Consider the following 12,582-nt stretch of genomic DNA (forward strand, 5'->3'; position numbering starts at 1 on the left):
GAAAAGGGGAGACTAGATGACGATAAACACATTATTAGTAGATTTTGCGTGTGCAAGTATTCTTATTTTATTAGGAATGTTTCTGCGCGCAAAATTGAAATTTATTCAACGAAGTTTTATTCCTGCAAGTTTGCTGGCGGGATTTCTGGGTCTGGCATTGGGACCCAGTTTTTTAAATATTTTGCCGCTTTCCGAACATATTGGTTCTTATGCGGGCGTTATTACGATATTAGTATTTGCGGCAGTAGGGATTAATGGTTTTTCCTTTTCACCGGGCAATATGAAAAAGGATCTTAACCGGATGGGCGCCTATGCGATTTATAAGATTTTGGGGATTGCTCTGCAAATCGTTATCCCAATTGTTTTTGCCATTATCGTTATTTCAAAATTTATTCCAGAGATCAATTACGGGTTTGGATTACTATTAGCAGCCGGGTTCTATGGAGGTCATGGAACAGCTGCAGCAATCGGAACAACCTTTGAGAACCTAGGCTGGGAAAATGCAACGGATTTAGGTATGACAGCGGCCACCGGCGGGATGCTTATTGGTATTTTGGGCGGGCTCATTTTTATCAAATGGGCAACACGAAAAGGCTATACGCAATATGTAAAGGATTTCTCTGAAATTTCGGAGGATTTAAAAACAGGATTAGTAAAGCCTGAAAACCGCACCTCGATGGGGAAGGATACCGTATCGCCTATCGCACTTGACCCATTGGCTTTTCATGTCGCGTTATTGGTGGTTCCTGCCGGATTAGGATATTTATTAAATAACTATATTGCAGAGACCTGGAATTTAGAATTTCCGACATTTACGATTGCATTTATTATTGCGTTATTGATGTATCTTGTTTTGGGAAGAGGTAAAAAAGGGATTTATAAATATGTAGACAGTAAAATAGTAGATAGAATCGGAAGCTCTGCAACAGATTATCTTGTATTTTTTGGCGTGGCATCGATTCAGCTTCCGGTTGTGAGAGAGTACTGGCTGCCGTTGACGTTACTAATGCTTTCAGGACTGGTTGTCGTTGTATTGACCCTCGTCGTAATCGGGCCTGGTATGAACTACGAAAGCTGGTTTGAACGATCTATCTTTGTATATGGCTATTCCACCGGTGTTTTTGCTATTGGGCTAACACTGCTACGAGTTATTGATCCAAACAATAAGTCAAAAACATTAACTGATACTGCGATCGTTGGACCGTTAAATACGCCGTTGGAGCTATTTGCCTGGTCGGCGGGTCCGATTATGCTGATGACCGGACAGCATTGGACGTTTGTTGGTATTTATGTAGCTATTTCGATAGCATGTTTTGTTATTGCGAGGATATTTAAATGGTGGTATTGGAAGATTCCGTTGGGAGAAAGGCCGGCTGTTCCTTTGGATAGGGAGGAATGATGTGTTCTGAAATAGAGTAATAAGAGAAGAAGACTGGCTTCGTGAAAGATTCCGGTCTTCTTCTTTAATTGCTTATACCTATTTTATTTCGTGTTAAAAAATAAAATTTAAAAGCAATTCTGCTAAATAAACATTTATCATAATGGTGCTCTCAACTTTTCTTATGAGACAGCACGCTGCTAATTGAAATAATGTAATTTCTAACCTAGTTTCCTAGGGATAAAATGGGAAGAAAATAGGGAGCAATAACATGGAAACAATGATGCCGACTAAAATCATTGGAGAGCCAGCCTTAACGTAATCCATGAATTTATAGCCGCCTACACTGTAAACCATTGTATTTGCAGGCATGCCAATTGGCGTAGCAAATGCTAAAGAGCCTCCGATTACTGTTGCCATCAGTACAGCTCTTGGATCTGCTCCAATAGAAGTTGCAATGGATAAACTTATCGGTACTAATAGAGCAGTGGTTGCTGTGTTGGACATGAAATTTGTCATCACAGCAGAGAGTGCTAAAATCACAAATAATAATAAATAAGGTGATGGTGTATCTCCCAAAAAGTCTACAATAGAATGTGCAATTAATGCTCCCGCTCCGGTAACATCAATAGCTTTTGCCATTGCTAAAGAACCGACAAATAAAAGGATGGTATTCATATCAATCGATTTCATTGCGTCTTTTTCTGAGATAACTCTTGTTGCTACTAAAATTAATGCCCCAGTCCAAGCGGAAACATGCAGCGGTACACCTATGACATCTTCGAGAATCATCGCCGCTACAGTTAATATTAGAACAATAAGAGATAAATATTGTTTCCATTTGGGAACATTTGAATAATCTATTTGTTGATTGAAAATGGAGTCTTCATTCAATGCTTGTTCTTTATTATTTGGTAAAAATCGGTATCCGAAAAAACAAAAATATAAGATACCAATAATTAATATAGGTAATCCAACTTTTGCATACTCAAAAAAACCAAAAGATAAACCTATATCTTGTAAAGCTGATTGGGCAATCATATTCCCTGGGGCGCCAATCAGACTCAAATTTCCTCCCATCGCCGCTGCGAAAATTAGAGGGAGAAGTAATCTGGATCTGGAAAACCCGGATTTAGCTGCTATGCCAATGATAACAGGTATGAATACAGCTGCTGTGCCTGTGTTTGATAATAGACCTGACATAAGGCCAGTAATTACCATGATAACGGCAATTAACATCCGCTCCGTTTTTGCAAATTTGGTTATGATACTCCCAAAGTTTTGTGCCATACCTGTCTCAAAAAATGCTCCACCAACAATAAACATGGCGATAAATAATAAGACATTCGTATTGACGAACCCATCGAAAGCTTCGCCGGGTTCTAATACTCCTGTTAAAATTAATCCCACAGCAACTATCATTGCTGTAATAGATAAAGGGATTTTTTCCCAAGCGAACATTATGATAGCAAATATTAAAAATAGTAACGTAATTATTTCAGGACTCATTTTATTCCCCCTAAAGTTATAACGTTTAAAAGCTAAAACACAAAGACTGCTAAACTACTTTTTTGGCCATGATAGAAAAGTGGCTATTTGCTGTGATATATAGCTTATATTATTCTGAACTTGTGACCTCTCCATTGCTTGTTCTAGTGTTTGAACGCCGGGAATAACGGATAAGCAAACGTTGATACCGCTTTCGTAAAAACGTGTTAATAAAGAACTGTCGATACTGCCGGCGATAGCAATTACGGGTTTATTTAAGCTGCGTGCGTAATTTGCAATACTAATAGGAGCTTTACCTGACAATGTTTGAGAATCTAATTTTCCTTCCCCTGTAATAACAACATCCACTTGATGAATGACTTCTTTTACTTGAAGCGTTTCCATAAACCAGTCAGCACCATCAAATATTTGAGCATCAAGTGCTAAGCATGCAGCACCTAAACCACCTGCTGCACCTGCCCCTGGAGTATCTTGATACTTTTCTAAAATAGGGGTAATGGTACATAAGCGCTGTATTTGTTCCTCGATTTCAACAGCGTCTTCTGGTGTGATTCCTTTTTGCGAGCCGAAAATAAATGTAGCGCCATTCTGACCAAAAAGCGGATTTTGCACATCTGTTATAACAGATAATGTAATATTTTTAATCGCTGTAAAGCATGTTGAAAAATCTATATGTGTAATGTCTTTTAAAGCAGCAGCTCCCAAAGGAACAGGTTGATCAGATTCGTCTGTAATTGTTACGCCAAGGGCTTGAAGCATCCCTATTCCCAAATCATTTGTAGCACTTCCGCCAAGCGTAATGACCACATTATCTGCCCCATGGTTTATTGCATGCATAATCGCTTCGCCTACACCATATGTAGTCGTATGCAACGGATTCCTTTTATTTTCAGGAATCATTGGCAAGCCACAAATTTGAGCAATTTCAATTACCGCCGTGCCATTATTCATCAGAGCATAATAGCTTTGTATTTTTTCTCCCAGACTGCCAATAACCATACAATCTATTTTTTTCGCAACACCCGAATCAATCAATGCATCAATTGTTCCTTCACCACCATCAGCTAAAGGTTTTTGAATAACTTCTAAATTTTTAATCTCTAATTCTTTAGCTATAATGCCATTAATTTCTGAAGAACTGATACTTCCTTTAAATGAGTCTACAGCAGCTAATATCTTCATTTGTCTCCTCCTTATGAAAAAGTAAGGTACTCAGATAAGCCTATCTCAGTACCTTTTATCATTGCACTTTAAAAGAGCATAAAGAACTTTCAGGAATAAAGTATAAGCGCGCGGTTTTGGTAGGGCTGGTAATCGCGGTACCAGTCCCAACTAAGGAAATCCGCGCCTTTCAGGTTTGCCTTGCCAAGTTTTCTTTAAATATTAGAAAAATGTGAAAATAAAGGGTGCGTTAAAGTGTTAGATTTTTGATAATTGCATTTGTAATTTCTTCTGTATTACTAGTTCCCCCAATATCACGAGTGATAATACCTTGTGCAGTTGTTCGGCGGATAGCCTCATGTACTTTATTGGCTTCTTCCTGCAGTCCGAGGTCTTCTAGCATTAATGCAGCACTGGCAATCGTGCCAATTGGATTTGCGACTCCTTTACCAGCAATGTCTGGAGCAGATCCATGGACAGATTCGAACATACTAGGAAACCGCTTGTCGATTTGTAAATTAGCGCTAGAAGCAATACCAAGGCTGCCAGCAAGGGCGCTTCCTAAATCAGATAAAATATCAGCAAATAAGTTAGATGCAACCACTACCTCTAAATCATCTGGATTAAGTACAAATTGGGCAGCCATAGCATCTACTAACCATTGGTCTGTTTCTACGTCTGGATATTCTTTGCTGACACGTTCAAATACTTCATCCCATAAAACCATTCCGTATTGTTGTGCATTACTTTTTGTAACACTAGTTACCTTCTTTCTTTTTCGAGTACGTGCAAGGTCAAACGCAAAACGGATAATACGTTCACAGCCATGTTCTGTAAAAATAGAAGATTGAATGGCTACTTCTCTTTCATCTGGACGAGCGCTAAAGTTTCTTCCGCCAATTCCAGAGTATTCTCCTTCTGAATTTTCACGTACCAATATCCAATTTAAGCTTTCTGGATCTGGATGAGCGATACGATGATTGATACCAGGAAGAAACTCCACAGGTCTGATATTTGCCCACTGATCTAGCCCTTGGCAAATTGCTATACGAAGTCCCCATAAGCTGACATGGTCGGGTACGCGAGGATCACCCACAGCTCCGAAATAAATGGCATCATAATCTTTCAAAGTTTCTACACCATTTTTTGGAATCATACTTCCGTGCTCTAAGTAATAATCACTTCCCCAATTGAAGTAATCGCTTTCAAATTTAAATTTACCGTCTGATTGTTCCTCCAAGTAAGTTAATACTTTCATACCGGCTGCAATTACTTCTTTTCCGATACCGTCTCCTGGAATTACTGCAAGTTTAAACGCTTTTGTCATAACGCTTCCTCCCTTTATTAAGTTATTTATATCTTAAACAACGTATACGTTAAAGTCAATATTTATTTTATTTATTTATTTTTTGTTCATTAAACCCTTTTAATGTATTCATTAAAAAACTAGCAGATAAGATTTTAAGATCTTGTCTGCTAGTTTTCCTTGCGTAGAACATTTAAAATTTCGGTATGAGATCTGTTTCGATGCTCTTGCATAACATACTTTGCAGCTTGCTCATTTTTAGCAATCATACAGGCGATGATAGCTTTGTGTTCTTGAATGGATTGTTTTGGTAAGGGCCTTTCGTGAATCGTAAAGAGTCTTGCTCGATGACACTGATCATCAAATGTTTCATAAGTATTTGATAAACGATGATTATCAGCTAAATCTAAAATTTGGCGGTGGAATAAATCATCCAGCTTGGACCATCGTTCTAAATCTTCATTTCCTAATGCCTCTAGTTGTTCATCAATCATGTTTTGCAGTTGTTGAATATCTTTATCTGAGGCGTTCTGAGTAGCTGCTTCTGCGGCAATTCCATCAAGTGCCACGATAACACTATAAATTTCTTTTAAATCTTCTGGACGTATCGGTTCTACAACAAACCCTTTACGAGGAACTAAACGAATTAAACCTTCCGTTTCCAGGCGTACAAATGCTTCTCTTACGGGTGTTCTGCTCATTTCTAGAAATGCTGTTATTTCACGTTCTAAAAACATACTTCCTGGCGATAAAATTAGTTCGCGAACGGCAGATTTAAGTATCAAATAAGCTTGTTGAGGTAACTTATAATCTTCAATGTGATCAATGTTTTCTTTTATTTTATGTAATGGAAAATCCATAAAAAACCGCTCCTTCTTAAATATCTGATAAAATAAATGGCAGTTGCATTTGTGAAGCATAGATGTTTTTCGTGATCTATTCATATTATACTAAAGATGTTGAAATAAACAGAAGTAAGAGTATATTCTCGGAATTTCCTTTAATGTTTTATTGATTTCTCATAAGCTTAATTATGTGGAGAAATAACTAACAGATTAAGTCTGGTGCTCATATTAAAAAGAAAACTGGCACCTTCGCCAAATAAAATGTGAAAGTGTCAGCTATTTCTTTTTTAAATAAATTATTTCTTCTTTCGCAAATTCCTTTTCTCTTCCCGGCTAAGTCCGACAGTTAACTGTTCAAATAAAGTATCCCATTGATTCTGAAATGATTTATAAATAAGCGGATATTTTTTCTTCAACTGCAGAATTCCTGCCGCATAGCTTTGGTTGTCATTTTCCAGTTGCTGTTTCTGGTAGACAGGTAATTCATTCATTACCGCAATCATTTTTGCAGCAGATACTTTGCCGGTGTAGAACCATTCATATGCTTTGTAGTAAAGCAGCGCATGAGCATGCATATCACGAGACAATCTGCTGATTTCTTTTTGCAAACGTGCCTGCTTTTTGGTTTCATTATGTGCTTTTTTTATGTCACTATTATTCCGGGTAATAGCATCTGCTAAACCGATGTAAATCTCAGCCTCTTGAAATAGTGCTGCTTTATGAAAATACATATATTGCTCCATCAGTTCATCCTGCAGCTCTTTTACATCATCCGTTTCCGAAACATGCTTTAGATGCTTTTTAAATTTGGAGATGATTTTAGATAGCATAGACCAATTTTCTGTCGTAATGATAATATTAATCCAGGATAGATAGAATGCGGTAGTTGTTTTGGTATCCTCATCTTCTGCTGGTTGAGATTGTTCCATGACTTGCATGGATTTATCATACTGATTTATCTGAGTGTGAAGATGTGCAAGCGCTGGGGCAAACATGGATGTTTGCTCTGGGAACCTCTCCAATAAATCCTCGTAGGTTTCGATAGCCTTGTCAGGATAGCCATTATCTTGGTAGATATCAGCCTTTAACGTATAGATGACCTGCAACTCTTCGTTGCTTGTCGTCAGCGGGATGATTTCTGAAAATATCTTTTCCATCTCATCAACATCGTCATTAAAACTAGCTAGTTTTAATAGCTTAAATTTAATTTCGCCGCTATCTGGTACGAGCTGATTTAATTTTTTATAGATTTTAAAGGCTTTTTGGTTATCTCCACTGTCCATGGCTTTTTTTGCATCAGCAATTAATTGTTCTGCTTCATCAAGCGGTCTGACTTCTCCTGCTTTTGTATTTTCTTCGGGTGTATGCTGTTGGTCAGCCTTCCCGGTTGAAGCAGCGTCTGTTTTTTTCTTGCCGTGTTTACGATTATTATCGTAAGCTGCTCTTTTCTCAGGATCTCTTAAAACCTCAAAAGCTTCCTGTACTTTGGCATAGCCTTCTGGGTCTGTTTCCTGCGGATGTTTTTCCAAAGCCTGCAGATATTTTTCTTCGATTCTTGCTTGACCAATATTAGCAGTGGTGCCAAGAATCTTATAATAGCTTTCATTCTTTATTTTACTCATAGTGATAACTCCTCATTATTTACGGTCGAAAAAGGATAAAGTTTCTGGCTCTATCCTTGTCGTTATATAGACTAATAAAATCCTTCTATTCATGATAGAAGGAGCTTGTTGTTTTATTTAAATAGGCGGAACATAATAATAATGCCAGCCTGAATCTTGTTATATTCCGTTTTTTATTGTAGCTTTTCTTTTCGAATCTCGCAAGGAAAGGGCGAAATTAAGAGGCAGGAATAAATAGAAATACAAAAGCTGGAAAGTTTCTTTAATCTCATGAAGATGCCCTTGACTGCAGGATGCCGGGTTTCTGCAAGGTTTGAGTACCTTATTTAAAAATGGTATATTTAAGTAAGCATTTAAATAAAACAAAAAGCGGAAAGTGGCTGAACAAGTCACTTTTTAATAGTTAAAGAAAGTAAGGAAGTACATATGCACACAGCTGGTGTAACATCGTTAAAAACAAACGGGACATTCTTCCCCCCCATTAATTCAGAAAAATAATTATAAAACCGAAGAAATACAGGTGATGCAGAACACTGTTTCAAAGCTATTGGACACTTCTACCACATCAAAAAAGCCGGGCATGCTTTTAGGACATATCCAATCAGGGAAAACACGCTCCTTTCTCGGATCGATGGGGCTAGGCTTTGATAATGGCTTTGAAGTGGTGATTATTCTGACCAAAAATTCGAATGCCCTTGTCAAACAAACCTTTGAAAGGGTGGAGAGTGAATTTACGGGGTGTATTGAAGAAGATGAATTAGCTATTTACGATATTATGAAAATACCCGTAAAGCTGCGTAAATTTGAATTGAAGAAAAAGCTTGTGATTGTTCTGAAAAAAGAAAAGAAAAATATGCAGCGTTTAGAAAGACTGCTATTTGACATGTACCCGGTTTTGACTGCTAGGAAAATGTTATTTATTGATGATGAAGCAGATTTTGCTTCTGTCGCGTATGACAATGTCAAAGATAAAAATATAATTGATCTCAAAGTGATTGCCGGACAAATTGATCAGATTCGCGCTCGATTAGAGAATGCTGCTTATCTGCAGGTAACGGCGACTCCATATTCCTTATATCTTCAGCCTGATGATATGAATATTCATGAGCATAAAACCTTTCAGCCGAAGCGGCCGGCTTTTACCGAATTAGTGCCGGTGCATGATAAATATGTCGGCGGGGAAATGTACTTTGAAAAATCTAAGGAAGAGGCGCACATGGCGAGTTACCTCTACCATGAAATTCAAGAGGAAGAGCTTGAAATCTTAAGGAAAAGTGATAAGCGGAAGGTAAAGGTGAACCATCTGCTTCATGGCGAACGGTATGAAGGGATTCGCAGCGCGCTGATTCATTTTATTGTCGGCAGTAAAATCCGCAATATACAACAGCAAAAAGAAGGAGAGCGCCTTGAAAAGTATGCTTTTATCATGCACACGATCACGACAAAAGCAGCGCATCAGTGGCAGGAAGAAGTCATGCTTCATATGGAAGAACAGCTTCGCGATGCAATGGAGAAAGAAGACCCTATCTTTGATCAGTTAATTCGTACAGCTTATCAGGATTTTGCGCGCTCACAAAGGAAGGATATGTATTTTCCTGCTTTTGATGAAGTGCTTTCCGATGTGCGTGATGCTTTGATAGAGGAAGAGCTGTTAATTGAAATTGTAAACTCAGAGCAGGATGTCGATCATTTATTAGATAAATCAGGAGAGCTAAAATTACGGACGCCGCTTAACTTCTTTATCGGCGGGCAAATCCTTGACCGGGGGATTACAATAAAAAATTTAATTGGCTTCTACTATGGAAGAAATCCGCAGAAATTCCAGCAGGACACGGTCTTACAGCATTCGCGAATGTATGGAGCACGTCCGCTTGCTGACATGGCAGTTACCCGCTTTTATACGACCAGACGAATTTATGATGTTATGGAGCAGATGCATGAATTTGATACAGAGCTGCGCCGGGCTTTTGAATCTGGAGCAAACAGCGGGGAAGTTACTTTTATTCAAAAGGATAGCGATAATACGATATTGCCATGCAATCCAAATAAAATTCTATTATCAAGCGTACAGATGTTAAAGCCGGGAAAACGGATGCTGCCATCTGGTTTTCAAACGATTGCGAAAAGCTACCTGGAGAGGGAAATGAAAAAGATAGATAAGCATGTGGCGACAATGAAGCAGACAGCAAAAGCAATACATCCCAAAGATGACCGCTGCTTTTTGGTTGAAAAGGAAAAAGTCCAAGAGCTATTAGAAATGATTTATCAAACCTACGTATTCAAAGAGGGCTATGAGTGGGATTTAGAAACGTATGGTGCTGTGATGAATTATTTATCCGAGGACACGGACACGAATCGAAAAGGGCATGTCTGGGTCGTTTTGCGTCAGAACCGTAATATGGCGCGTATTCGAAAAAGCACTGGCAGGTTTGAAGATGCACCGGATACCAAACAGGATGAACTGAAAATAGCACGAAACTTAGCGCGAATTATTCCATCACTGATCTTGATAAGACAAAATGGTGCAGAGGAGCAGGGGTGGCGCGGTGGAGCTTTTTATTGGCCTGTGCTGGTTACACCGGAGGAGACGAAAACAACGGTGTTTGCCGGGAGAGGGGTTAAGGAGAGGTAAAAAGAAGGGAAAAAATAGCAAGGTGAGTATATTTTATGTTTAGTAGATTGGGTATAAAATATCCTGTGCTGTTCAAAATATAAAACAGCACAGGCAATATTTTAATAACAATCCCAATTAAAAAGTACTTTACTAAAATCTTTGTTTTTCAAATCCTCTTCAGAGATAAAGAAATTCCCGACACCGGAATCCCCCCATACAATCTTTTCGTCGGCACTGTCTATTTGCAGCAGCAATATATCTGCATCTTGATAATCTCCATAGGCGCGCGGGTCTTCCTGCGTAAAGAAGGGATAGCCGCCAAGCTTATGGCCTGTCCCGTTAAATAGCTGGAAGAATTCTTCCTCTAGCTTTTCATCATGGTTTATTTCATCGAATATAGCTGCATACATTTCATCACTGCGATAATCGCCTCCTGTGAGAGCTTCCAAGTCTGTCTCAAAAGTTAATCCCATTTCCTGCTCGACAGGGAAAAACAGCTCATCATCTGGCATTTTTACAAAAGAAAAGTCTTGGATTAATTGGGATTCATCCTGAATTACTTTTTCATGATAGATTACTCGAAACCCAGATTGATTTTGTCCATCATCAAAATCTACTCCCAGCAAATCATCATTGCCATCAATATAAAATTGCAAAATCCCTTTATGGGGAAAATGCGGTAAATGAACAGGAACGTTTTCAAAATTAATTTGCGCCAATAGTTTTAGAGGAATTCCCTCTTCATTTTTAGGGTATTCCATAGAAGCAGGGAAGTAAGGGTCACCTGCAAATTTGCTTTCGAATAATGAAGTTTTACGCTCTGTAGTAGAAACCTTTACAATTGGTATCAGTGTGTCTTGAATGAGAGAGCGGTATTGCTCGAATGCTTCAGGTAATTGTAATGATGTTTTGTCTGGCATAATAAACCTCCTGAAATTCAGTTTATTCTGTATAGTAGTTACTATAGCAAATCAGGATAATCAAAGAAAATATGAGAGCAAATAATTCATATATTGAAGGTACTCAGGGTTGTAGTAGAGAAACTTGTTGATGAGCGAAATATATTACTGGGGATTTCAGTGATTAGAGTAGAATATATTGACATATTTTTAGAGAGATTATAGATCATTTTAAAAGGTAACTGCAATTATCATGCATATCCAAAAAGAAGTTAACCGTCCTGTATCTTCCGAATATCAGGAAAGCTAACTTCGTAAATCAGATATTTTTTCTTTAATCAGCCGTCTACTACATTATAAACAGTATGTATGTCACTTTATTTGTAATACACAAAATTATCGTTAAGCATTTACCGATATATATAGCATAGTGAATTTTATCGGGATCTCTCCCAAATCGTTCTTCATTTTAGAGACAAATTAGAGCAGGGAAAGTAATTCCTAATTTATTAATGTAAGAAATCCTCGCCCAAAATGATATACTTACTACCTTTTTAACCCATCCAGAACAGTAGAGGTGAATTTATTCATTTCCTCCACGATATCAAATTGTTCTCCGAAAATAATCCAATCATAGATGGTGCCTCGCATACACCTCGTAATTAATACAGATACTTCTTCCGTCGTTAATCCTTCCTTAAATTCTTTATTCTTAATTCCTTCCTGAACAAAAGAGTTAATTACTTGATAAAGATTCCTGTTTGGGTCAGATAAATAATGATTTTTGTTAATGGTTAGCGACATTGCATTCATGTATACAGTTCTGATTAAATCTTTCCCTAACTCGTCACGTAAATAAATCATTTGGGCTTCAAAAAATATAAGAATTTTTTCACTTGCTTTAATGTCATTTGATATTCCTTTCTGAAATTCCGAATAGAAATTATCAATATCTTTAAATTTTTCATTGAAAATATCATATTTACTATTGAAATGCACATAAAAAGCCCCTTTAGATACATTACAGGTTTTTACAATTTCATCCACCGTTACATTATCAAACCCTTTTTTATCAAAAAGTTCTAGCCCAGTTTCCAAGAGTGCTTTTTTGGTCTCTAGGGCTTTTAGCTTTCTTGCTGTTATATGTGTCATAATATAGCCCCCTTTCATTTAGAATAGCATAATATTTTTGAAATGTAGAATCAATCTTTTGAAAAGTCTTGACTATTTTTAATTTTACATTTATTA

General features: G+C 37.7%; 9 protein-coding genes. 2 read left to right on the forward strand and 7 right to left on the reverse strand.

The features are described 5' to 3' along the window. Positions 1-16: 16 nt before the first annotated feature. Complete coding sequence (locus MKY45_RS02205) at positions 17-1,399, forward strand: sodium/glutamate symporter (protein WP_042531272.1); 1,383 nt, start codon at positions 17-19, stop codon at positions 1,397-1,399. A gap of 213 nt (positions 1,400-1,612) precedes the next feature. Here MKY45_RS02205 and MKY45_RS02210 read toward each other — a convergent pair whose 3' ends face one another. From MKY45_RS02210 to MKY45_RS02230, 5 genes are all read right to left on the reverse strand, one after another. Continuing rightward, positions 1,613-2,887: an SLC13 family permease gene (locus tag MKY45_RS02210; protein ID WP_193062585.1), complete on the reverse strand. Its 1,275-nt coding sequence runs from the start codon at positions 2,885-2,887 to the stop codon at positions 1,613-1,615. 54 nt (positions 2,888-2,941) lie between these two features. Continuing rightward, a complete protein-coding gene (locus tag MKY45_RS02215) occupies positions 2,942-4,069 on the reverse strand; it encodes a glycerate kinase (RefSeq protein ID WP_193062587.1) in 1,128 nt (375 codons plus the stop codon). A gap of 229 nt (positions 4,070-4,298) precedes the next feature. Next, positions 4,299-5,375: a tartrate dehydrogenase gene (locus MKY45_RS02220; protein ID WP_193062588.1), complete on the reverse strand. Its 1,077-nt coding sequence runs from the start codon at positions 5,373-5,375 to the stop codon at positions 4,299-4,301. Between the two features lie 149 nt (positions 5,376-5,524). Further along, positions 5,525-6,214 carry a GntR family transcriptional regulator gene (locus MKY45_RS02225; RefSeq protein ID WP_256705571.1) on the reverse strand — a complete coding sequence of 230 codons (690 nt, stop codon included), beginning with the start codon at positions 6,212-6,214 and terminating at the stop codon, positions 5,525-5,527. Between the two features lie 281 nt (positions 6,215-6,495). Continuing rightward, complete coding sequence (locus tag MKY45_RS02230; RefSeq protein ID WP_289584680.1) at positions 6,496-7,821, reverse strand: tetratricopeptide repeat protein; 1,326 nt, start codon at positions 7,819-7,821, stop codon at positions 6,496-6,498. A gap of 523 nt (positions 7,822-8,344) precedes the next feature. Between MKY45_RS02230 and MKY45_RS02235 the strand changes: the two genes are divergently transcribed. Continuing rightward, the gene (locus MKY45_RS02235; protein ID WP_341172425.1) at positions 8,345-10,453 is read left to right on the forward strand and encodes a Z1 domain-containing protein; all 2,109 of its coding nucleotides are present in this window, start codon (positions 8,345-8,347) and stop codon (positions 10,451-10,453) included. 101 nt (positions 10,454-10,554) lie between these two features. On the opposite strand, the gene MKY45_RS02240 is transcribed toward MKY45_RS02235, so the two are convergent. Beyond that, the gene (locus MKY45_RS02240; protein ID WP_341172426.1) at positions 10,555-11,355 is read right to left on the reverse strand and encodes a YwqG family protein; all 801 of its coding nucleotides are present in this window, start codon (positions 11,353-11,355) and stop codon (positions 10,555-10,557) included. A 525-nt stretch (positions 11,356-11,880) separates the two neighbouring features. Then, the gene (locus MKY45_RS02245; protein WP_042531286.1) at positions 11,881-12,486 is read right to left on the reverse strand and encodes a TetR/AcrR family transcriptional regulator; all 606 of its coding nucleotides are present in this window, start codon (positions 12,484-12,486) and stop codon (positions 11,881-11,883) included. Between the last annotated feature and the right edge of the window lie 96 nt (positions 12,487-12,582).

Origin of the sequence: Oceanobacillus sp. FSL K6-0251 (assembly GCF_038004725.1) — a bacterium.
Taxonomy (GTDB): Bacteria; Bacillota; Bacilli; order Bacillales; family Amphibacillaceae; genus Oceanobacillus; species Oceanobacillus oncorhynchi.